The following is a 23665-nucleotide window of genomic DNA, read 5'->3' as shown; positions in this document are numbered from 1 at the left end:
AAAGGGGATGGAAGAAATGGTAAATGAAAGAGTACAACAGTTACAAGAGAGTTGGGAGATTGATAAACGCTGGAAAGGGGTTACACGTCCATATTCTGCAGAAGATGTGATTCGTTTGCGCGGATCGATTGATATTGAATATACGTTAGCACGCCGCGGCGCGGAAAAGCTTTGGAATTCTCTTCATAGTGAAGATTATATTCATGCATTAGGAGCATTAACGGGGAATCAAGCAATGCAGCAAGTAAAGGCAGGTTTGCAAGCAATTTATTTAAGCGGCTGGCAAGTAGCAGCAGATGCAAATTTAGCAGGACAAATGTATCCAGACCAAAGCTTGTATCCAGCGAATAGTGTGCCGGCAGTTGTAAAGCGTATTAATCAAACGCTGCAGCGTGCTGATCAAATTCAGCATATGGAGGGCAGTGGTGATATTGATTACTTTGTACCAATTGTTGCCGATGCAGAAGCTGGCTTTGGCGGACAGCTTAATGTATTTGAACTCATGAAAGGAATGATTGAAGCAGGATCGGCTGGTGTTCACTTTGAAGATCAGCTTTCTTCTGAAAAGAAATGTGGTCATCTAGGTGGAAAAGTATTACTACCAACGCAAACAGCAGTGCGCAATTTAGTATCAGCACGTCTTGCGGCTGATGTAATGGGAGTACCAACGCTCATTATCGCAAGAACGGATGCAGATGCAGCTGATCTAATTACAAGTGATATTGATCCTGTTGATAAGTCGTTTATTACAGGGGAAAGAACACCGGAAGGATTCTTCCGTACGAAAGCTGGACTTGACCAAGCGATTGCGCGCGGCTTAGCATATGCACCGTATGCAGATCTTGTATGGTGTGAAACATCCGAGCCGAATTTAGAAGATGCAAAGCGCTTTGCAGAAGCAATTCATGAAAAATTTCCTGGTAAACTATTAGCTTACAACTGTTCACCGTCCTTTAACTGGAAGAAAAAATTAGATGATAAAACAATTGCAAACTTCCAAAAGGAAATCGCATCTTATGGATATAAATTCCAATTTGTAACACTTGCTGGTTTCCATTCCTTAAACTACGGCATGTTTGAACTAGCGCGCGGTTACAAAGAGCGTGGTATGGCTGCCTACTCAGAACTGCAGCAAGCTGAATTTGCAGCAGAGCAGCACGGTTACTCTGCAACGCGTCATCAACGCGAAGTTGGTACAGGGTACTTTGATGAAGTAGCACAAGTGATCACGGGCGGAACTTCGTCAACAACCGCATTGAAAGGCTCTACAGAGGAAGAGCAGTTTACGCGATAATATAAAGTGAAACTTCCTTCAGTGAGGGGTTTCCACTGAAGGTTAGTTGAACCAATCGGGCTTTTACGGGCAGTTATCTCCCACCTATCTTCTTCGCTTTTTTCTCAATCTTGAGGTGGGGGTCTTACTGCCCGTTAATGCGGGATAAAGTGAAACTTCCATCAGTGGGGCTTACTGCCCGCGAATAGCGTGATAAGAAAGAGTCAGCTTTCGAGCTGGCTTTTTTTATCGTTACAAATATTTCGAAATGTCAGAATATAAAGTTTCGTATAACAAAATGTTATTTTATACAGGAAGATTATGCTATTTAAATTTAGTATTTATAAAGGTATATAAAAGGAAATTTTAATTTAATAATAAGAAATTGTAAAAAAAATGAAAATGACGAGTATTCCCAAAATGAAATGGTACAATTATCCATGTAGATAATTACATAAAAATTATCTAAAAATGAAAAAGGAGAGAAAAAGATGAGTAGTGAAGCTGAAAAATACACATCACAGTACATTATTAATTCAAAAACGATTGCACTACTTCCAATTGTTTTGAAAGATAAACGAATTGTGACGCGTGTAATTGAAGAAAGCGATGAGTTTTTTGTGTATCAAAAACCACTTGAGATTGTGGAGCAAAGTTGTCGTCAATATGGAGCTAGTTTTGGCGGGCGGAAAGACGGAACGAAAGAATACACAGGTTTTACGCATAAAGCACCGATTGCAATCAGTCCTACAGATCATATTTATTTTTTCCCCACGTTTTCTTACTCTCGCAAAGAATGTGCCTGGTTATCTCATTTTCATATTGAAAGTGTGACAAAACTTCCGCATGGAAATATTCTCATTGAATTCATAAATGGTCAGACAATTAAACTAGAAGTATCTAAAAACAGCTTTGAAAATCAAAGAAACAGAACTGCACAGCTGCGTGCAGAATTTGAAGATCGAAAAAGAAAACAAACAGCGCCAAAATTTTTAATTGTTAATCAAAATGAGATTTTAGAGCTAAAACCAGCATATGAGAAGATGTATCTTTTAAAAAAAGAAGATTGATTATATATGGAATAAGAAAAAGGAAGGTAGATTCCTCCTTTTTCTTATTCTCGCAAATTATGTTTTACATTTTTTCTTCAGTATGATATAGTTAATGTACAGTTGAATACTTAAATCAAGCAATCCATATATTATCAAATGCTGTGAAACTAGCGAGGAAATTATGTATGTGTTCTGTTTCGCATTTGATAATGTGTGGATTCTTTTTTTATGTTGTGAAAACTACAAATTATATTTATTTTCTAGGAGGAAGTTATTATGAAAACAGGTCAAGTAAAATGGTTTAACAATGAAAAAGGTTTCGGTTTCATCGAAGTTCCAGGCGAAAATGATGTATTCGTACATTTCTCTGCTATCACAACTGAAGGTTTCAAATCTTTAGAAGAAGGCGAAAAAGTTAGCTTTGAAGTAGAAGATGGTAACCGTGGACCTCAAGCTAAAAACGTTGTAAAACTATAATCTTATAGATCATAGTGTGAAAAAGGATGGCAAATGCCATCCTTTTTTTGTTATTTGAAACAGGATTTTCTCTTAAAAATATGGAACACTAATAAATATATATCTAGTTGTCATATATGTTATTTCCCCTTATTGTCCAATAATGGTAAAGTAATAACAGGAAAAGGTAAAAATGAAACTTCTATTGAGAAATGTTTTTCTCATTGATGGAAAGTTTGCACCAATCGGGCTCTTACACGAAATATCCTCCTCATTCAGAAAAAATGTTACTGCCCGTTAGAGCAAGGTAAAGGGGTACAGAGTAGAATGGATTTTCAAACAATCAAAGAGTATTTCACAATAGAAAATTTGAAACATGTATTAGAAAGCTACCAGGCGTTTGGCCCGTTAATTGGAATGGGTCTTCCGATGATTGAAGCGTTTATTCCAGCTTTGCCGCTCTTTTTATTTGTTATGGCAAATGCGGTTGCTTTTGGATTATGGCTTGGCTTTTTCTATTCATGGCTCGGAACATGTATAGGAGCATTGCTTGTATTTTTTATCATTCGTCGTTTTGGCAGAAGTCGTTTTTTCGCTTTTGTAAATAAGCATCCACAAGTACGCAGTGCGATGACATGGATTGAGCGAAAAGGATTTGCACCAATCTTTCTTTTATTTTGTTTTCCGTTTACACCATCAGCACTTATTAATGTTGTAGCAGGATTATCGCGTATTAGTAAACGGCAATTTGTTTTAGCTCTCTCTCTCGGTAAGCTTGTGATGGTTTTCGTGCTAAGTTACGTTGGGCATGATCTTGCTTCTTTTATGCATAACCCAGTAAAAACAGTTATTGTACTCGGTGTCATTTTTATTTTATGGTATGTCGGAAAGAAAGTTGAAGTAAAGCTTGAACTGAGCAGAGATTAGACCTCGTAAGTGAGCGCACCCCTGTTATAGAAAAGAGAAAGGGATGTGGCGTGATGAAGCGAAAGTGGAAAAAGAAAGCGTAGAGTGGATGAGAACCATTTTTATAGGTGTTTTATTAGCTGTATTTTTTCGCACTTTTTTCTTTACAACGTATGTTGTGGAAGGAAAATCGATGATGCCTACACTTCAAGATGGTAACATGCTGGTTGTGAACAAAGTTGGTTATCGGTTTGATGAGTTAAACCGTTTTGATGTTGTTGTCTTTCATGCAAATAAACAGGAAGATTATGTGAAGCGAATTATCGGTCTGCCAGGGGACCAAATTTCATACAAACATGATAAACTATATATTAACGGAAAATTTATTGAAGAACCATATTTAGATGCATATAAAAAACAAATTCATGGACGACAGCTAACAGGTGATTTTACTCTAGAAGAGTTAACGGGAGAACAGGTTGTTCCGCAGGGATTTATGTTTGTAATAGGAGATAATCGTTTAGGAAGTTGGGATAGTCGTCACTTCGGATTTGTAAAAATAGAACAAGTTGTTGGAAAAGTTGATTTGCGCTATTGGCCAATCAATGAAGTACAAACAAATTTCTCTAAAGGGTAATTCGAAATTTCGAATTACCTTCTTTTTCGGATATATCCTGATTGATAGAGGTTCACTTACAGAAAGGCGGGTTTACATGTCACTTCGATTTATTATAGGAAGAGCTGGAAGTGGAAAGAGTACAATGTGTTTGCAAGAAGTACAACAAGAGCTCCAGCATCGTCCAAAAGGTGAAACGATTTTATATCTTGTGCCAGAGCAGATGACGTTCCAAACGCAGCAAGCATTAATTAATGGAAACGTGAGCGGCTCCATTCGTGCGCAAGTGTTTAGTTTTTCTCGTTTAGCGTGGAAGGTATTACAGGAAGTGGGCGGAGCAAGTCGCCTTCATATTGATGAATCTGGCGTGCATATGTTGCTTCGTAAAATTGTAGAGGCGCGTAAAGAAGAATTATATGTCTTCCAAAAAGCAGCGGAGCAAAATGGATTTTTTGAACAACTTGGCAGTATGATTGCTGAATTTAAACGCTACAATTTAACGCCGTCAAATGTGTATGCGATGTGGCAAGAGTTAGATGCTCATAGCAGTGGAAATGAACAGAAATTGTTAGCAAATAAAATGTATGATTTGCAGCTTCTATATGATGATTTTGAACGAGCGTTAATTGGAAAATATTTAGACTCTGAAGATTACATGCAGCTTTTATTTGAAAAACTTCCACTTTCAGAGTATGTGAAAGATAGCATCATTTATATTGATGGATTTCATACATTTTCACCACAAGAGTTAGAAATTGTAAGGCAACTATTAAGATGCGGGGCAAAAATAACAATTGCATTAACGCTCGATGAACAAACGCTATCAAGCAAGGTGAATGAGCTAGATTTGTTTTACCAGACGCTTATAACATATGAAAAAGTGAAGCAAGTAGCAAGGGAAGAGAAAATCATTATTGAAGATACAATTATAATGAGAGAACAACCGCGCTTTATTTCAAGAGCACTTGCGCATTTAGATGCGCATTATGATTCTCGTCCGTATGCAGAATTTCAAGGAGAATCACAGATTACACTATATTCTGCGGCTAATTTGCGGGCTGAGGTGGAAGGTGTTGCGCGCGAAATTCGTAGGTTAGTAGCAGAAGAAGGCTATCGTTATCGCGATATAGCTGTTCTTCTTCGCAATGGTGAAAGCTATTACGATATGATTAAGACGTTGTTCGTTGATTATAATATACCATTCTTTATTGATGAAAAACGTCCGATGCTTCATCATCCATTAATTGAGTTAATTCGCTCAGCCTTAGAAGTCATTAGTGGGAATTGGCGTTACGATGCGGTATTTCGCTGCGCGAAAACCGAACTGTTGTACCCGTTAGATGTGAATAAAGCGCGAATACGTGATGAAATGGATGAATTTGAAAATTACTGTTTAGCGTATGGGGTACAAGGGAAACGGTGGACTTCGGAAGAACCGTGGACATATCGTCGTTACCGCTCATTAGATGGTGTACATGGTGGTCAAACAGACAGCGAACGAGAAATGGAAGAAAAGATTAACCGCCTTCGTGAGATTGTTCGCACACCTATTATTCGCTTGCAAAAGCGATTAAAGCGAGCAACAACAACGATGAGTATGTGTGAAGCGGTCTATTTATTTTTAGAAGAGCTAGACGTTCCGAAAAAATTAGAAGATTTACGTTTGCGAGCAGAAGAAGAAGGGAACTTCTTATTTGCGAATGATCATGATCAAGTATGGGAACAAGTGATTACGCTGTTGGATACGTGCGTTGAAATGCTTGGAGAAGAGAAAATGTCTCTTTCTATGTTTGTAAATGTTATGACGACAGGGTTAGAGTCACTCCAGTTTGCTAATATTCCGCCGTCTTTAGATCAAATTTTAATTGCAAATATTGATCGTTCTCGTCTTTCTAACATTCGGGCAGCATTTGTGATTGGGGCAAATGAAGGGGTCATTCCAGCGGCGCCATCAGATGACGGTGTGTTATCTGACGAAGAACGAGAAGTACTTGTTTCAGCGGGAATAGAACTTGCACCAACAGCGCGGCAAAAGTTATTAGATGAGCAATTTGTCATTTATCAAGCGGTTACTAGAGCATCAGAGAAGTTATATATTTCTTGTCCACTAGCAGATGAAGAAGGGAAAACGTTACTAGCATCTAGCTTCATAAAGAAGATTAAAAGAATGTTTCCTTCAGCAGGCGGAATATTTTTAACGAATGATGTAAATGATCTGTCATCTCGTGAGCAAATTTCATATGTTGCAACGCCAGAAGTGACACTTTCGTATTTAACGCAGCAACTGCAAGACTGGAAACGATACGGTTTTGAAGGGAATCTTTCCTTTTGGTGGGATGTATACAATTTTTATGTCACGTCGCCAGAATGGAAGCAGAAGAGCAGCCGTGTGTTATCAAGTTTATTTTATCGAAACCGGGCACGTAAATTAAGTAATGCTGTAAGCCAAGAGTTATATGGTGACAAAATTAGAGGCAGCGTATCACGCATGGAACTCTTTAATCGCTGTGCGTATGCACATTTTGCGCAGCATGGATTATCTTTGAAAGAACGTGATATTTTCAAATTAGATGCACCAGATATCGGCGAACTGTTCCATGCAGCTTTGAAAAAAATTGCTGATAAGCTATTGAAAGAAAAACGTACTTGGGCCGATTTAACAGTAAAAGAGTGTGAATATCTTTCTGTCACAGTCATTGAAGAATTAGCACCGCTTTTGCAGCGTCAAATTTTATTAAGCTCGAACCGTCATCATTATTTAAAACATAAATTGCAGCAAATCATTTTCCGTACTTCACTTGTCTTAAGAGAGCATGCGAAGTCGAGCGGATTTGTACCTGTTGATTTAGAAGTAGGATTTGGTATGGGCGGAACAAATTCATTGCCAGCTATGAATTTTGAACTATCAAATGGTGTGAAAATGGAAGTAGTCGGGCGAATTGACCGCGTTGATAAAGCGGAAGATGAAACCGGAACGTTTTTACGTATTATTGATTATAAATCAAGCGCTAAAAAATTAGATTTAACAGAAGTATATTACGGTTTAGCCCTGCAGATGCTGACGTATTTAGATGTTGTTACAACAAACGCAAGTAAATGGATGAAACAAGGTGGAACTGCAAATCCTGCGGGAGTCCTTTATTTCCATATTCATAACCCAATCGTTGAAATGAAAGGTGACGTTTCAGAGATTGAAATTGAACAAGAGATTTTAAAGAAATTTAAAATGAAAGGACTTGTCCTTGGAGATGCTGATGTTGTTCGGTTAATGGATAACACGTTAACGACAGGAAGCTCTAATATTATTTCAGCGGGCCTCAAAAAAGATGGCAGCTTTAGCGCACGTTCTGATATCGCAAGTGAACAAGAATTTAATGTACTGCAACAATACGTACATCGTACATTTGAAAATATCGGGACAGATATTACAGAAGGTGTAATCGATATTGCACCGTATAAAATGGGGAATAAAACGGCATGTACGTTTTGTAATTTCCGCTCTGTTTGTCAATTCGATGAGTCGTTAGAAGATAATAAATACAGAGCGTTACAAGATATGAAAGATAGTGAAGCGTTAGAGAAAATGAGAGAGGAGACCCAGTCATGACACAAACTTGGCCAGCAAAACCAGAAGGAAGTCAGTGGACCGATGATCAGTGGAAGGCAATCGTTGCTGATGGACGTGATATTTTAGTAGCAGCTGCAGCTGGGTCGGGAAAAACAGCGGTACTTGTTGAACGCATTATTCGTAAAATGATTCGGGAGGACAATCCAGTTGATGTCGATCGTTTACTTGTTGTGACGTTTACAAATGCAGCGGCGCAAGAGATGAAAAATCGAATTGGTGAAGCGTTAGAAAAAGTATTAATTGATGATCCAGCCTCACCGCATATTCGAAAACAGTTAAGTCTGCTTAACCGGGCATCTATTTCGACAATCCATTCTTTCTGTTTACAAGTGATTCGTACGTATTATTATATGCTCGATATTGATCCGCGTTTTCGCATTGCGAATGAGACGGAAAATGAACTATTAAAAGAAGAAGTACTGGATGACATATTAGAAGCAGAGTACGGCATGCAACAGAATGAATTGTTTTTTGAACTTGTCGACCGTTATACGAGCGACCGTAGTGATGATGACCTGCAGCGCATGATTTTAGCACTCCATACAGAATCTAGAGCACATCCAGATCCAAACGGTTGGCTTGATGACTTGGTTGAAGCATATGACGTAGAAGGAAAAACAATTGAAAATCTTATATATGCCTTGTATTTATTGGAAGATGTAAAGGTTCAGCTTCAAACGGCAAAACAATATGTAGAAAAAGCAATCGAACTTGCGATGTTACCAGATGGACCAGCACCGCGCGTTGAAACGCTGCAAGCTGATCTCCTGTTACTTCAGAACTTGTCCGGGGCAGCGAATGAATCTTGGACAGGCACATACGAAGCGATGCAAACGGCTGCTTGGCAAACGTTAAAGCGCATTAAAAAGAGTGATTATAATGAAGCGATTGTGGAACAAGTTGATTCTTTACGTAATAAAGCGAAGGATGTAGTAAAGAAATTGCACGAAGAATTATTTAGCCGCAGTCCAGAAAGCTTTTTACGTGATTTTCAAGATATGCATCCCGTACTGCAAAAGCTTGTTGATCTCGTGAAAATATTTACCGAACAGTTTCAAGTAATTAAGCGTGATAAAGGGATGGTTGATTTTACAGATTTAGAGCATTTTTGCTTGCAAATTTTAAGTGAACGTTCGAGCGAAGGAGATATTTGCCCATCACCAGTTGCGTGGCAATATCGTAATAAATTTACAGAAGTGCTTGTCGATGAATATCAAGATACAAACTTTGTACAAGAATCCATTATTAAACTAGTAACAAAAGACTCTGAGCAAGACGGAAATTTATTTATGGTGGGCGATGTAAAACAGTCCATATATCGTTTTCGTTTAGCAGAACCAGGACTGTTTTTAGGGAAGTATAGACGCTTTACATCTGAAGGTATAGATGGCGGCATGAAAATTGATTTAGCAAAAAACTTCCGCAGCCGTCATGAAGTACTAGCAGGGACAAATTTTATTTTTAAACAAATTATGGGCGAGGCTGTCGGGGAAATTGATTATGATGAAGACGCTGAGTTGAAACTTGGAGCAAGTTATCCAGACGGAGCAGATACATCAGCAGAGCTGTTATTTATTCATCAGTCTGATAGTAGCGCAGCAGTGGATGAAGAGGAAGGCGTGGGATTAGAAAAAGCACAATTAGAAGCACGCCTCATTGCGCAAAGAATAAAGACAATGGTCGATTCTGGTTATGAAGTGTATGATCGTAAAACAAATGGTATGCGCCCAGTTACTTACCGTGATTTTGTTATTTTACTGCGCTCCATGCCATGGGCGCCGCAAATTATGGAAGAATTAAAACAACAAGGAATTCCGGTTTATGCAGAGCTTTCGACTGGCTATTTTGAAGCGACAGAAGTGAATATTATGATGAACCTATTTCGCGTCATTGATAATCCAGCGCAAGATATTCCGTTAGCAGCTGTGCTTCGTTCGCCAATTGTTGGATTAACAGACGAAGATTTGGCGATGCTGCGTACTCACGGGAAAAAGGGCTCCTTTTATGAAGTGATGCGCTCATTCTTGCAAGGGGCACCGTTAGAGGAAGAGAAAGAATTGCATGAGAAACTATCATGGTTTTACGAGCATTTACAAGAGTGGCGTGAATTTGCGCGTCAGCAGTCGCTCTCTGATTTAATTTGGAAGGTGTACCGGGAAACGGGCTATTATGACTTTGTGGGCGGTCTTCCTGCTGGTAAACAGCGTCAAGCAAACCTTCGCGTGTTATATGATCGTGCTCGCCAATATGAAGCGACTTCATTTCGCGGTTTATTCCGCTTCTTGCGTTTTATTGAACGAATATTAGAACGCGGTGATGATATGGGGACAGCGCGTGCTCTCGGAGAACAAGAGGATGTTGTTCGTATCATGACAATTCATAAAAGTAAGGGGCTGGAGTTTCCTGTTGTATTTGTCGCAGGGCTTGGACGACGTTTTAACACACAAGATTTAATGAAGCGTTTCTTGCTGCATAAAGATTTCGGATTTGGCTCGCAGTTTATTGATCCGAAGAAGCGTATTAAATATACGACATTATCACAGTTAGCGATTAAGCGGAAGTTGAAAATGGAGCTTATTGCGGAGGAAATGCGCGTCTTATATGTAGCTTTAACACGTGCGAAAGAAAAGCTCATTTTAATTGGTACAGTAAAAGGTAAAGAAATACAAAAATGGTTAGATTCACGTGATCATACAAACTGGTTATTGCCGGATTATGTACGTGCCGGAGCAACTTGTTATTTAGATTGGATTGCACCGTCATTATGCAGACATAAAGATAGTGATATGCTTTTTGAAATGGGACAAGGAAATATTTCAACTGATATATATGAGTATGATGCGAACTGGAAAGTAGAAGCAATTGACGGAGCGGGATTGCAAGCACCGGAGCCAGTAAAAGAAGAAAAGCAAGAGCTATTAGAAGCGCTTCGAGAACAAAAGTCAGTTTCTGTGTGCAGTGAACAAAAAGACGAAGTGTATGAAAGATTAACATGGCAATATGGATTCCAAGATGCAGCAACGCACCGAGCAAAGCAATCTGTTACGGAAATTAAACGAAACTATCAAGTGGAAGAAGGCAGTGATACAACGTTTATAAAACGAGTTCGTGCACCGATTGAAACACGTCCGCGTTTCATGGAGAAAAAAGGGCTGACGTATGCAGAGCGCGGGACGGCTGTTCATACTGTTATGCAGCATGTAAACTTAGCAAAAGCAATAACAATTGAAGCTATTCAAGAACAAATTGCTGAAATGGTAAATAAAGAGCTCTTAACATTTGAACAAGCAGAAGAAATAGCACCAGAAAAGATTGTTGCATTTTTTGAAGCAGAATTAGGGAAACGGATGCTAGCTGCAAAACATGTAGAGCGCGAAGTGCCGTTTACGATGATGTTATCAGCAGAGGAAGCATACCAAGATTGGAAAGATGAGCAAGATGAATCGATCCTTGTTCAAGGTGTTATTGATTGTATGATTGAAGAAGAGGATGGCATCGTTTTAATTGATTTTAAAACAGATACAATTGAAGGCAGGTTCCCAGGTGGATTTGAACAAGCGAAATCAACATTAGAAGAACGCTACAAAATACAGCTGGAACTTTATCGTAAAGCACTTGAGAAAAGTTTGCATCAACCAGTAAAAGAAACATATTTATATTTCTTTGATGGCAGTCACGTATTGCAAGTAAAATAAGGTGAAATTCAATAAGTGTGTCGCAAGTAGATAAGTATGGACTTGATTAAAGTTTGATTGGACAAAGAACGAAAAAACGGAGGGGATTTCCTCCGTTTTTTTGTTATCCCTGTAAAGTGACAATAAAGTTATTCACCAATGGATTATCAACGACTGTTACAATCTATGCAATCCTGCGAATGATCAGCGGGATTGCTCGTGATAGACCAAACATCTGGATCATGAAGCCCTCTAAGAGTATTATTTATGTGAAGAGCAACGCATCAAAATAGTGTTTGCTAGTTGTTCTGGAGCTTCGCTTTGAATTACTATTTTGTCAAACTCATATTCTTTCAAACTAAGGATGATTACTTTATTGGTGTCATGATAGGATAAGAAATATTTCTTTTCATCAATAATGAAAAGCCCAGCTTTATAACCAAATGTAGCAATGCCTGTTTTTCTAATAGCTGTCCAGGGAAACTTGAAATTTCCCACTTGTACTTCTTCGACCGAAGTGTAAGGAATGTTTATCATCTTTCTCAAAGTAGTAACCGCTGTCCATCCTGAAATATTCAATATTAAATCACTATCATCTAATACAATTTGAACACTCATCTTTTATTTACTCCTCTTTACAATGTCATGATTCATTTATCCCGCTATTCGCGGGCAGTAAGACCCCCACTGATGGAAGTTTCACTTTATTACCTTTTAATCTCTCTTCGTACGTACGCTCCATCAAGGTTACTGTTATATATATTTAGTTACATAGAAGGCAACTCTTTTCGGGATAAATAGAATTTTGATAAAAACAGGAAGAATACTATGAGTAATAACGTTACAGCTAATGTTGGTAAAAGGTGAGGTAAAGCATTACTGGTCATCATGATGTTGACTGCATGATTCGTCAAATGCGCGGGATTTAAAATTTGAAATCCAGATCCAAATGCGGTTACGGCTTTCAAAAGGATCAGAACAAAGATTGATAACACAGCAACTGCCGAGGATCTAGATAGTAAAACACCCATCATTAATGTTAGTGTTAACATAAACAGGCACCAAATGTAATAAACGCCAAGCCCTGCTGCGACTCTAGCTAATGGTACAGAGTTATACAAATAGAATGTGTAAAATATTGCCATGATCATTCCAGTTGTAACTGCCCCTGCGACAATAGCAGCCTGCCCAATCCACTTGCTCAGCAAATACTCGCCTAGTGTTGTGTTGCGTGTCAAAATAAACGTCAGCATTCCGCTGTTTTTATCCGATACAACGATACTCATCATACCAATTACGAGAACCATTAAGCCCAATTGGTCAAATTGATTGGTTAAGGTTGAAGCCAACACTTCTTCTGCAGTAAACTTGGGTAATGTAATATCCATACCTTCAGGCAATCCACCAGCAACCTGCAAAATTTGAGGTAAATAATAGGATGAAAGAGGCTGAATGATTCCTAAAAGCATAAATACGATAGGAAACCACAGTAACTTATAACTTCTTCTAGCTTCAAGCCATTCTTTGTTTAATAGGACAGATAAGTGGTTCATGTTTACTTCACCATCCTTAAAAAGATTTCTTCTAGACTTTCCTGTACTAGTTCGAACTTTTGAACTGGCAGTTGTAAACGATTAATATTGTCTAATAGCCAGATTCTACCCTGTTCAATGTTTTTAACACGCACTTTTGCGGAACTGCCTGTTTGTACAATGGATTCAACGATATCTTCGTTTTCAAGTTGTGGAGCCCACTCGCTAACTCGAGGTGCTTGAATAATAAAAACAGGTTGTTGATTTTGCTTGATTATTTGATTAATAGAGCTGTTGAAAAGCAATTTACCTTGGTTTAAGATAAGTATCTTATCGCAAAGTTCTTCCGCATCGTGCAGGATATGAGTGGAAAAAAGAATGGTCGATTTCTGTTTAATCACTTTAAGCAATTCCAACATATCTCTTCGTCCAAGTGGATCCAGCGCGGAAACTGGTTCATCCATAATCAGTAACTTAGGTTGATGGATGAGTGCCTGGGCGATGCCCAACCTTTGCTTCATTCCTCCCGAATAGGTTCCAATCTGCTTATCCTTTTCCATACTCAGTCCCACTAAGTCTAGTAATTCGTGCATTCGTTGTTTTAAACTTTCCTTATCTATACCTGAAAGTCCACCCATGAATTCAAGCAATTCCTTTCCTGTCATCCACGGATAGAAAGTGGGATGTTGCGGCAAGTATCCAATAAACTGACGCATTTGGTCATGACGCTCCCCTTGGAATAGAATTTGACCACTTGTAGGTTTTGTTATATCTAAAAGCATTTTGATAATCGTTGTTTTACCAGCTCCGTTTGGACCAAGGAGAGCGACACATTCGCCGTAATCGATCTGAAAATCAATGTCTTTAATGACTTCATGATTCCCGTAATTTTTTTGAAGGTGGTTCACCTGGATTATGCCCATATTATCGTCCTCTCCTTCCTACGGTAAAATATAAAATCGGACCGAAAATACTAACAAAAACAATAATTGCGACCCAAAGCCATTTGTATTCATTGCTAAAATCCCTTTTTAACAAATCCCATAATGCTACAGAAATTAAAATGAATTGTAAAATTAGGAGGGGAAGAAGCAGTGGCAACCAATTCCAAAGTTCCTCTATCCCAATTTCATAACCATAATGCATTGGCGATTCCTCCTTATTCTTTTTGTGACTTTTGCGGAATAAACATGCCTGCAAAAATTCGAGTGGTTCGTTCAGGTGTCGATTTGTTATTTATTACTTTTTCAATAGACGTATTAATAGACTGGACGAGTTCCTGAAATTCTTCATCCGTCAGATGAATAGGTGTATACCAATAAGCGAATCCATCTTCTTTATACTGTTTTGGGGGAGTCTCTGTCAGATAAGATGTCACTAACTGAAGCAAATTACCGTGGAATACTGAAAAATGGCGAATATGGTCTTCCTGTGGAGTCGTTTCGACTTCTTTTTCGGGAACCTGTAAGTTCTCTTTTTTGACCGCAAATACTCGTTCTTCCGTTCCTTTCACTTTTTTCGTATTAATGATCTCAATAAAATTTGCCGCAATTAAAAGGTTCATATGACGATATAAAGTAGCTTGAGGAACATCGCCGAGTGCATCTAAAAGTTGTGCAATCGTTAGTGGTTTACCTAGTAGTAATTGTTGTATAATCCGTATTCGAATAGGATGAAGAAGTAAATCAGCTTTTTTTGTCATTGTATTGTTCTCCCCAATTATTATCATTTTATAAAATGATAATAATATTTTATTTTTTTGAAATTACACACAGTTAAGGAGATATATTCCGAAAGAAATGACTTTATGGTCAATCAACAATCCCGCTATTCGCAGGCAGTAGGACCCCACCTCAAGGTTCAGAGAGAAGCGAAGAGGGGAGGTGGGAGATAACTGCTGGCATGGACCCGATTGGACGGACTTTCCATCAGTGGGGATGAAGAAAACCTCCACTGATGGAGGTTTCATTTTATCCCGCTATTCGCGGACAGTAAGCCCCCCACCTCAAGATTGAGAGAAAAGCCAAGAGGGGAGGTGGGGGATAACTGCCCGTAAAAGCCCGATTGGTTCAACTAACCTTCAGTGGAAACCCCTCACTGAAGGAAGTTTTACATTATGCTGTTCCGATTTGATCTTGATCAGCTACATCTGAATCAAATGTATTTGTACCGCTTACGCCGTTAAATGTATTAAGGACAAAAGCAACATTTGATGAACCGGATCCATTATAAGCTTTCGTATTTTCTTTTGGAGACACATTATAGAAATCCCCTAAGTTGAAAGAGCCGTTACTATTTTGAACGACTAAGTTCCCAACAACGGACGGCATATTTTCACCTACTTCATTTTGCTTTTACGATACTATATGATTTATTTGCTAAAAGGTTCTTCTGTAACAAAATGGCGAATTTGTAAAATGCGTGAGTTTGAAAATACATAATCAATAGATCCAATGTGAAGGCAACCAGCGCTTAACATACTTTGAATGTCAATGCAGCCTACTTCAATAAAGGGATTTTCATTAATGACAGTCATGTTTACTTCGTTTATGCGAGTTGGAATCGTGATTTCGTCATCAACAAATATTTCGTATACTTCCCAATTTCCTTCTTGAGCCAAAAAGTAAGGAATTTCGCGCTGAACGACAATTGCTCTGCTTTTTAATTCCGCATGATTTGTATCGCCAATTTGAGCAATGGCATCAAGTCCTAGTGTGATGACAGAGAGCTGATGGACAACAGAAATATGTCGCATAACGAGTCCTCCTTATCGAGGAGTGGTAGGTACAGCAGTTACGAGTGGTACAAACGGACCTCCTGTAACAGATTCAAATGGTGTATCTAAAATAGAAGATGAAATAATGAGGCTTGCATCGCCGACTAAGAATAAAGCAGACGAAGATATCCCAAGCGATTTAATTGTTCCCACTTTGATTTCGTGATTAATAACAGTAAAATTCATATGCATTTACTCCTTTCGGAAGTTACGCGGTATATGCTGAATAAAGGTAAGAAATGCCTTATCAATATCTTGTTTCATTGCTCGAATAATGACATCTTTCATATATTGTGGATTAGATGTAATTTCTGGATGTGGCTGTACTTGAGATAAATAGTATGGAAGACGGTGTTCCATTTGTTGTTTTATATCATCGATCATCATTTGACGGTACATATCATCGAGAGGTGTTCGTTCTTCCTGTTCGAAATGAAGAATGCGACTATACGCTTCTTCGTCTAAATAGCGGTGCACTTCTTGAATGATATCTTGATAAAAATCGGGATTTACTTGGGTTTCAGGGTTTACCTTTAATGTTTCAGTTTCAACATTAAAGTCTTCAATTATTTCTCCTTTGCTCGTAAATGGATTTAAACCGATATTTAATGTACCATTCAAATTTTCGACTTTTAGCTGATCGAACTTGTATTCGACTTTCCCAATTGAAGAGGATGGTCGCTGTTTCAGTTCTTCTACTTGCTCTGTCAGCTGCGCTAGTTGTGTTTCTAAAGCATTTATTTTTTCCTGTTGTTTTTGAATGAATTGTTGTAGTTGCTGTAAATAAGTATATAGATCTTGACTCACTGCTAGAAGCCTCCTTTTCAATCTGGAGGGTGTATTGGTATATGTCTATGATATTGGTACGTTAAGAAGAACTAGGAGGAGGGGAAATTGAAATAATTTGTCCCGGAGCTGTTAGTGGCGGAGTTGGTTGTGTAAATCCGCCTGTATTAGAAAACTTTGACAATGTTTTAATACTCCCTGCACTTCCAATTTGAAAGACGGCTGAAGTTGTAAGGTTATTTATTCGTATATTATTAATAATAATACTTTGATGTACATACAGTTTCAATTTTTATTCCCCCTTTAATAAGTAGCAGTGACTGGCTGATCGATTACATCATTATCATTTACATTTGTTGTGTTTTCGTAATTGTATATTGATACACTTTCTCCAACATTAAAAGAACCCGCTCCTGCAAATGCACGAGAATAACTAATGGGACGAATGGCAAATACATCTCCAATATGAAATACACCGCTCGATCCGATATTAACGATATTAACATGTCCAACCATTGCAGGCATAGAAAACACCTTTCATGTTCAAAATTTTTGTATCTGTCCCTTTTTAATACGAGTTTCTATGATAGGAGTTTTACTTTATTATTGTATGGGCGTTTGTGTAAATATGTGTCTGTTATTTTAAAAATAAAAGACGTACACTCAGTAGGAGTGCACGTCTATATTTTGAGTTGACACATCATCTATTTGTATGAGTAATATAACATTTAAGAGCCTGTCCAGCTCTTGACTACAACTAACCGTTTTTTGAGATGTCATTCCATAACGTTTGGCTAAGTATTTCATTTTTTCTCGTTTTTTTCAATTGCTTGCTCAAACATAGAATCGGCTCCGTCTCCTTATAGATTTTAAGAGTATCTTTAGTACATATTATACAAACTTTCCATAAAAAAGAAACACATTCGCTAAAAGAAGAAGGTATTCTACATATTTTGGCAAAAAAGCATTTTAATTGCATAAAAAATAGAAAGAATATTGTAAATTAAAAATATTTTTAGGAGGATTTTCATTAGTAGGTACGAATACAATTACAGTATGATTTTGAAGATGGGGTGTGGAAATATGCGGTTTGTGACAGTAAAAGCAGATGAAAAAGTGTTTGTTGGTGTTGTAGATGAGACATCACAAACAGTGTTGCATGTAAGAGAAGCACAGAGGAAAAAAGGAGAAAAAGTTACGATTCCCATTACAATGCTAGAGTGTATCGACCAGGGGGAACCCTTTATTACAAAAGTAATTGAGATTGTCGAATGGGCGAAAGAAAATTGCAAAGATGCTTATTATCCATTATCGGAAGTTAAGTTATTGGCTCCTATTCCAAGGCCAAGAAAAAATATTCTTTGTGTTGGAAAAAATTATCGTGAGCATGCAATCGAAATGGACGGAGCGGAAGCAGTTCCAGAAAATATCATTATTTTTACAAAGGCACCAACAACTGTAATTGGTGATGGTGATAAAATTTATAGTCATCCGCATGCTACGAGTGAACTTGATTATGAAGGAGAGCTCGCCATTGTGATTGGAAAGCGTGGAAAGGAAATCTCGAAAGAAAAAGCTCTTAATCATGTGTTTGGTTATACGGTTATAAATGATGTTACAGCTCGGGATATCCAAAAGAAGCATAAGCAATTTTTTCTTGGAAAAAGCTTTGACACGTTTTGTCCAATGGGACCAGCTATTGTGCATCGCTCAATGATTGCTAATCCGAATGCGCTTCATATTGAAACGAAGGTGAACGGAGAAGTACGTCAATCTTCTACAACGGCAAACATGATGTTTTCAATTGAAGAAATTATATCAATTGTAAGTAAAGGAATGACGTTAGAGCCAGGAGATATTATTGCGACTGGAACACCAGCGGGAGTTGGAAAGGGATTTAAACCACCTCGTTTTTTACATGCTGGTGATGAAGTTGTTATAACGGTTGAACATGTTGGAACGCTCCGTAATAATGTCAAATAATATACCGCGCTCTTCTTATTTCTGGATCATTCCTATTTTTTTCGCTTTGCATAATGCAGAAGAGTATTATTTTTTTCCAGAAATAAAGTATTTACAGCCCATTCAGATGGAAGAGAATGCATTACAACAGAAGCATTTTTTAATAGCATTACTTATATTAACTGTTTTTGTATGTTTGATTGTGTTTATACACAATATGTTTTTGACGCAGATGACGTTATATGCTGTACTGTTCACACAGTCAATGATTTTTATGAATGGGATTATTCATCTTGTGGGGGCAATCTTGAAGAGAGAATATGTGCCTGGGCTTGGTACAGCTTTCTTTTTAATAATTCCTTTTTCATTGTTTTTGTTTTGGAGAGGAAATGTAGTTGGTTGGTGGAAATGGAAGCATGTGTGGATATCATGTATCATCGGTATATTACTAATGTTTCCTGTTATAGCTGGTCTGTTGTATATAGTTAGGATTATTGCATAATAAAAGAAGGTTGTCTCCTAAGAGACAACCTTCTTTTTTATTAAGACAATACCGCTTTAATTTTTTCGAACGCCCATTGTAAATCGTCTTCAGAAATTACAAGAGGCGGAGCGATGCGGATTACATTTTCATGTGTTTCTTTACATAGTAAGCCAGCTGCTTTTAATTGTTCACAGTAAGGACGTGCTGATTCATTTAACTCGATTCCGATAAACAAACCTCTTCCGCGTACTTCTGTGATCATTGGATTGTCAATTTCACGTAATTGATTTAACAGCTTTTCTCCTAATTGTAAAGAGCGTTCTGTTAAATTTTCTTCTACTAGTACGTCTAGAGAAGCAAGAGAAACCGCACAAGCTAGTGGGTTACCACCAAACGTAGAACCGTGAGAACCTGGCTCAAATACACCTAAAATTTCGCGGCTTGCAGCAACGCAAGAAATTGGGAATACACCGCCGCCTAATGCTTTTCCAAGGATATACATATCAGGAATAACATTGTCCCAATCGCATGCAAATAATTTCCCAGTACGGCCTAAGCCTGTTTGAATTTCATCTGCAACAAATAATACATTTTCTTCTTTACATACATTGTATGCTTCTTGTAAGTAGCCTGCTGGTGGAATGTTAATACCAGCTTCGCCTTGGATTGGCTCTAAAATAAATGCAGCTGTATTTGGTGTGATTGCTCCTTTTAATGCTTCGATGTCGCCGTAAGGAATAACAACAATACCTGGAAGCATTGGCCCGAATCCACGTTTATATTCTTCGTTGGATGACATGGATACTGCGCCCATTGTACGGCCATGGAAGTTATCAACACATACAATGATCTCTGCTTTGTTTTCTTCTACTTTTTTCACATCGTATGCCCAGCGTCTTGCTGTTTTGATAGCGGTTTCAACAGCTTCAGCACCTGTATTCATTGGTAGTACCATTTCTTTATTAGTTAATTTCGCTACTTTTTCATACCAAGGACCTAATTGATCGCTGTGGAATGCACGTGATGTTAATGTTACACGTTGTGCTTGGTCGATAAGCGCTTGAATAATTTTTGGATGGCGATGACCTTGGTTTACAGCAGAATATGCACTAAGCATGTCCATATAACGGTTGCCTTCTGGGTCTTCTACCCAAACACCCTCTGCTTGCGCAATTACAATCGGTAGTGGATGATAGTTATTTGCTCCGTAAGTTTCTGTTAATTCGATAATGTCTTTTGTTTGAATCATGCTAGTTCCCCCTTTTGCTTTTACAAGAAGTTTGTAAATACTCTAAATATTATAGCATTTAAACGTGAAAAAAGCTAAATGTTTCCTGAAAAGAAATAGACGTGGTATCATATAAAGTGAAAAAATGTGCAAAAGAGGAGGAGAGATTTATATGATACATATGCATATTACTGCATGGTCGCTCGGGATTATTTTGTTTTTTGTAACATATTCGATGTATAAGAGTGGAAAGCAAGCAAAACCAATGCACATGGTGGTTCGTTTGCTGTATATTTTGATCATTGTATCAGGATTATTAATTTACAAAGACGTCCACTGGATGCCTATGTTATATGGGATGAAAATGCTCGGTGGTATTTGGGTAATTGCTGCGATGGAAATGATTCTTGTGAAAGCAAGCAAGCAGAAATTAACAAGAGCGTTTTGGATTCAATTTGTTATTGTGTTGTTAGTTGTGTTATATCTTGGTTTACGATTACCATTAGGGTTTTCTCCATTTGCTTAATACAAAAATGAGGATGTTTTCAAAAGTAAGTATTTAATTACTTTTGAGACATCCTCGTTTTTATCCGCATTAACGGGCAGTAAGACCCCCACCTTAAGATTGAGAGAAAAGCGAAGAAGCCAGGTGGGGGATAACTGCCCGTAAAAGCCCGATTGGTTCAACAAACCTTCAGTGGAAACCCCTCACTGAAGGGAGTTTCACTTTATTTTTAATTGTTAATATGCAATTCATCGCCATCTGCTTTTGTAATTTTAAATATATCCTTATTTTGTGTAGAATAGCGAACATAATGGTGATGAAGGGAGCAAATCATTTCTTCATTATCAAATAAAAGAAAATTAACTCCTTCGCATGGCTGGTCTTTTGGTTGGAAGGATAGAGAATTATGAGAATATATACAGTCATATAAAGAGTAGCCTAACGATTGTAATGTTTCGGTTACGAGTGAAAATGAGGAATCTGGAAGTTCTTCTATCCACTCATGATAGCTTGTCATTAACTTTTTTCGAATCCGAATTGTTTCGCCGTTTTGCAACGGATGATGTTCATCTGCTACTTGCAAAGTATTATGTTCATAAAAACGAGCAGGTAACCAATTATTGTTATATAAAACTTCAAATCCATCTTCAATCATATCTTCTAATAAAGAAGCTTCATCGCTTTCTTCATCGAAAAATATCCATTCCTCGTTTATATATTCAACATTTCCGATTGTATGAGCACGCGGTTGGCTATACAAAATATGTTTACGCTGTTTCATTCCTGTGCCCTCCTTTTTTATAGAAGTTTCTATTCTTGTTATAGACAGTTCGGTCTTTCTTTATAACCAAGGCACATAGAATTGAAATTGGGCATAAAATAAAAACAGACTGCGGATATGAGATGAGAAAGGGTGATAGCAATGTGTGGCATTACAGGGTGGGTTGATTATACAAAAGTGTTATTGGAAGAAAAAGAAACAATAACGAAGATGGCAGAAACGCTCGCGAAGAGGGGACCGGATGATACGAATGTTTGGCTTAGGAATCATGTTGCATTTGGGCATAAACGGTTAATTGTTGTTGATCCAGAAGGCGGAAAACAACCGATGACGCGGATGAAAAAAGAAGAACGCTATACAATTTCCTATAATGGAGAGTTATATAATACAGAAGATATTCGAAAAGAACTATGGAAAAGAGGCTATACGTTTCAAGGGCATTCAGATACAGAAGTATTATTAACAGCCTATATAGAGTGGAAAGAACAGTGTGTTGAGCATTTGAATGGCATTTATGCATTTGCTGTATGGGATGAGGAAGAAGAAAAAATTTTTATTGCGCGCGATCGATTAGGGGTTAAACCATTATTTTACAAATGTGATGCGGGAAGGTTGTTATTTGGCTCAGAATTAAAAGCTATTTTAGCTCATCGAGATATCAAGACGGAGGTTACGACGGAAGGGTTAGCGGAAGTACTTGGATTGGGGCCTTCCCGAACTCCTGGGCATGGTATATTTGCTGGAATTGAAGAATTGCGTCCGGGTCATGCACTTACGTTTTCAAAAGACGGTTTAAAAGTTTGGCGTTATTGGAATGTCGTGAGTGAAGAGCACACACATAGCTTTGAAGAAACGGTGGAACAAGTTCGTTTTCTATTGCAAGATGCGATTACAAGACAGCTAGTATCGGATGTTCCGTTATGTACATTTTTATCAGGAGGCGTCGATTCTAGTGCGATTACTGCATTTGCAGCGATGGCATATGAACGGGAAGAAAAAGGGAAGCTTCATACGTATTCAATTGATTATGAGGATAATGAAAAATACTTTAAATCGAATGCGTTTCAGCCGAATTCAGACGCTCCGTTTATTACGTTAATGACAAATACATTTAATACCATTCATCATCGTTGCGTTATTTCTAACGAAAGTTTAGCGGAACATTTAACAGAAGCTGTTCTTGTTCGTGACTTGCCAGGAATGGCGGATATTGATTCCTCACTGTTGTGGTTTTGCCGAGAAATTAAACAAGATTTTGTCGTAAGTTTGTCAGGTGAATGTGCCGATGAAATTTTTGGTGGTTATCCGTGGTTTTACCGCGAAGATGACTTACAATCAAGTGCGTTTCCATGGATGAGATCAACAGAAGCGCGTGAACAATTGTTAAAAAAGAATGGCGTAAAAAACTCAAATTGCAAGAGTATGTACAGTATCGTTATGAAGAATCAGTGCGCGAAACACCCGCTTTAGAAGGGGAGAGCGTGCTTGATGCAAAAAGAAGACAATTATTTTATTTAAATATGATCTGGTTTATGACGACCCTTCTTGATCGAAAAGATCGGATGAGTATGGGCGCTAGCTTAGAAGTACGTGTGCCATTTGCTGATCATCGTCTTGTCGAATATGCGTGGAATATTCCTTGGGAAATGAAAATGTATAAAAACCGCGAAAAAGGTCTATTACGCAAGGCACTAGAAGGTGTATTGCCAGATGATGTATTGTATAGAAAGAAAAGCCCATATCCGAAAACGCATAATCCGTATTATACGAAGGCAGTTACTTCATGGCTACAAGAGTTATTAACGGATAAACAATCCGTTCTTCATGAATTATTTGATAAAGAGCAGCTGCATGGGTTAATTGAATCAGGGGGCAGTGCATTTCAAACACCGTGGTTCGGGCAATTGATGACGGGGCCGCAGCTGTTAGCTCATTTAGGGCAAATTCATGTCTGGTTTAAGGAGTACAATATAAATATTAAAGAATAAAACTGAGGGTCATAGCGT

General features: G+C 38.0%; 23 protein-coding genes and 2 pseudogenes. 11 read left to right on the top strand and 14 right to left on the bottom strand.

What is annotated here, in order from left to right; translation table 11 throughout:
• Positions 1-16 precede the first annotated feature (16 nt).
• The 7 genes from aceA to addA all read left to right on the top strand — a co-directional run bounded on the left by aceA (position 17) and on the right by addA (position 11626).
• The gene (gene aceA, locus ACEWFJ_RS19065) at positions 17-1294 is read left to right on the top strand and encodes an isocitrate lyase (RefSeq protein WP_440603371.1); all 1278 of its coding nucleotides are present in this window, start codon (positions 17-19) and stop codon (positions 1292-1294) included.
• 470 nt (positions 1295-1764) lie between these two features.
• Positions 1765-2343 (top strand): competence protein ComK, encoded by a 579-nt coding sequence (locus ACEWFJ_RS19060; protein ID WP_429708277.1) that lies wholly within the window; start codon positions 1765-1767, stop codon positions 2341-2343.
• Between the two features lie 258 nt (positions 2344-2601).
• Complete coding sequence (locus ACEWFJ_RS19055; protein ID WP_020059863.1) at positions 2602-2802, top strand: cold-shock protein; 201 nt, start codon at positions 2602-2604, stop codon at positions 2800-2802.
• Between the two features lie 306 nt (positions 2803-3108).
• Complete coding sequence (locus ACEWFJ_RS19050) at positions 3109-3708, top strand: TVP38/TMEM64 family protein (protein ID WP_473689537.1); 600 nt, start codon at positions 3109-3111, stop codon at positions 3706-3708.
• A gap of 43 nt (positions 3709-3751) precedes the next feature.
• Positions 3752-4324 carry a signal peptidase I gene (lepB, locus tag ACEWFJ_RS19045; RefSeq protein WP_473689536.1) on the top strand — a complete coding sequence of 191 codons (573 nt, stop codon included), beginning with the start codon at positions 3752-3754 and terminating at the stop codon, positions 4322-4324.
• 76 nt (positions 4325-4400) lie between these two features.
• Positions 4401-7910 (top strand): helicase-exonuclease AddAB subunit AddB, encoded by a 3510-nt coding sequence (gene addB, locus ACEWFJ_RS19040; RefSeq protein ID WP_473689535.1) that lies wholly within the window; start codon positions 4401-4403, stop codon positions 7908-7910.
• Positions 7907-11626 (top strand): helicase-exonuclease AddAB subunit AddA, encoded by a 3720-nt coding sequence (gene addA / locus ACEWFJ_RS19035; RefSeq protein ID WP_473689534.1) that lies wholly within the window; start codon positions 7907-7909, stop codon positions 11624-11626. The genes addB and addA overlap by 4 nt, the downstream gene beginning before the upstream one ends.
• A 240-nt stretch (positions 11627-11866) precedes the next feature.
• On the opposite strand, the gene ACEWFJ_RS19030 is transcribed toward addA, so the two are convergent.
• The 12 genes and pseudogenes from ACEWFJ_RS19030 to ACEWFJ_RS18975 all read right to left on the bottom strand — a co-directional run bounded on the left by ACEWFJ_RS19030 (position 11867) and on the right by ACEWFJ_RS18975 (position 17541).
• Positions 11867-12223 carry a hypothetical protein gene (locus ACEWFJ_RS19030; RefSeq protein ID WP_473689533.1) on the bottom strand — a complete coding sequence of 119 codons (357 nt, stop codon included), beginning with the start codon at positions 12221-12223 and terminating at the stop codon, positions 11867-11869.
• Positions 12224-12372: 149 nt separating this feature from the next.
• Positions 12373-13158: an ABC transporter permease gene (locus ACEWFJ_RS19025; RefSeq protein WP_473689532.1), complete on the bottom strand. Its 786-nt coding sequence runs from the start codon at positions 13156-13158 to the stop codon at positions 12373-12375.
• A 2-nt stretch (positions 13159-13160) separates the two neighbouring features.
• Positions 13161-14060 carry an ABC transporter ATP-binding protein gene (locus ACEWFJ_RS19020; protein WP_473689531.1) on the bottom strand — a complete coding sequence of 300 codons (900 nt, stop codon included), beginning with the start codon at positions 14058-14060 and terminating at the stop codon, positions 13161-13163.
• A 1-nt stretch (position 14061) separates the two neighbouring features.
• Complete coding sequence (locus ACEWFJ_RS19015; protein WP_440603363.1) at positions 14062-14283, bottom strand: PLD nuclease N-terminal domain-containing protein; 222 nt, start codon at positions 14281-14283, stop codon at positions 14062-14064.
• Positions 14284-14296: 13 nt separating this feature from the next.
• Positions 14297-14839, bottom strand: coding sequence for a helix-turn-helix domain-containing protein (locus ACEWFJ_RS19010; RefSeq protein ID WP_473689530.1), 543 nt, complete (start codon positions 14837-14839; stop codon positions 14297-14299).
• A 412-nt stretch (positions 14840-15251) separates the two neighbouring features.
• The gene (gene gerPF / locus ACEWFJ_RS19005; protein ID WP_090915729.1) at positions 15252-15467 is read right to left on the bottom strand and encodes a spore germination protein GerPF; all 216 of its coding nucleotides are present in this window, start codon (positions 15465-15467) and stop codon (positions 15252-15254) included.
• A 41-nt stretch (positions 15468-15508) separates the two neighbouring features.
• Positions 15509-15892, bottom strand: a complete 384-nt coding sequence (locus ACEWFJ_RS19000; RefSeq protein ID WP_473689529.1) for a spore germination protein GerPE — start codon at positions 15890-15892, stop codon at positions 15509-15511.
• Positions 15893-15904: 12 nt separating this feature from the next.
• Positions 15905-16099, bottom strand: coding sequence for a spore gernimation protein GerPD (locus ACEWFJ_RS18995; RefSeq protein ID WP_429708296.1), 195 nt, complete (start codon positions 16097-16099; stop codon positions 15905-15907).
• A gap of 6 nt (positions 16100-16105) precedes the next feature.
• Positions 16106-16720, bottom strand: coding sequence for a spore germination protein GerPC (gene gerPC, locus ACEWFJ_RS18990; RefSeq protein ID WP_473689528.1), 615 nt, complete (start codon positions 16718-16720; stop codon positions 16106-16108).
• A gap of 61 nt (positions 16721-16781) precedes the next feature.
• Positions 16782-16988 (bottom strand): spore germination protein GerPB, encoded by a 207-nt coding sequence (locus ACEWFJ_RS18985; RefSeq protein ID WP_473689527.1) that lies wholly within the window; start codon positions 16986-16988, stop codon positions 16782-16784.
• Between the two features lie 14 nt (positions 16989-17002).
• Positions 17003-17224, bottom strand: a complete 222-nt coding sequence (locus tag ACEWFJ_RS18980) for a spore germination protein (RefSeq protein WP_429720569.1) — start codon at positions 17222-17224, stop codon at positions 17003-17005.
• 138 nt (positions 17225-17362) lie between these two features.
• Positions 17363-17541: pseudogene (locus tag ACEWFJ_RS18975) on the bottom strand (aspartyl-phosphate phosphatase Spo0E family protein).
• A gap of 241 nt (positions 17542-17782) precedes the next feature.
• Here ACEWFJ_RS18975 and ACEWFJ_RS18970 point away from each other — a divergent pair.
• The gene (locus ACEWFJ_RS18970) at positions 17783-18682 is read left to right on the top strand and encodes a fumarylacetoacetate hydrolase family protein (RefSeq protein WP_253628912.1); all 900 of its coding nucleotides are present in this window, start codon (positions 17783-17785) and stop codon (positions 18680-18682) included.
• Positions 18672-19163 carry an HXXEE domain-containing protein gene (locus ACEWFJ_RS18965; RefSeq protein WP_473689526.1) on the top strand — a complete coding sequence of 164 codons (492 nt, stop codon included), beginning with the start codon at positions 18672-18674 and terminating at the stop codon, positions 19161-19163. Before ACEWFJ_RS18970 ends, ACEWFJ_RS18965 begins: the two co-directional genes overlap by 11 nt.
• A gap of 40 nt (positions 19164-19203) precedes the next feature.
• Here ACEWFJ_RS18965 and ACEWFJ_RS18960 read toward each other — a convergent pair whose 3' ends face one another.
• Entirely contained in the window at positions 19204-20394 is a 1191-nt protein-coding gene (locus tag ACEWFJ_RS18960) for an ornithine--oxo-acid transaminase (RefSeq protein WP_429717242.1), read from the bottom strand.
• Between the two features lie 151 nt (positions 20395-20545).
• Between ACEWFJ_RS18960 and ACEWFJ_RS18955 the strand changes: the two genes are divergently transcribed.
• Entirely contained in the window at positions 20546-20899 is a 354-nt protein-coding gene (locus tag ACEWFJ_RS18955; RefSeq protein ID WP_253628915.1) for a YisL family protein, read from the top strand.
• Between the two features lie 208 nt (positions 20900-21107).
• Here the strand turns inward: ACEWFJ_RS18955 and ACEWFJ_RS18950 are convergent, their stop codons facing one another.
• Positions 21108-21659: a DUF2777 domain-containing protein gene (locus ACEWFJ_RS18950; RefSeq protein WP_098306124.1), complete on the bottom strand. Its 552-nt coding sequence runs from the start codon at positions 21657-21659 to the stop codon at positions 21108-21110.
• Positions 21660-21800: 141 nt separating this feature from the next.
• Between ACEWFJ_RS18950 and asnB the strand changes: the two are divergent.
• A pseudogene (gene asnB / locus ACEWFJ_RS18945) lies at positions 21801-23647 on the top strand (asparagine synthase (glutamine-hydrolyzing)).
• Positions 23648-23665 lie beyond the last annotated feature (18 nt).

The sequence above is a fragment of the Bacillus sp. EA-CB0995 genome, assembly GCF_055814245.1.
The sequence above is the reverse complement of the archived record's forward strand: the minus strand, read 5'-3'. Positions and strand labels throughout refer to the sequence as shown.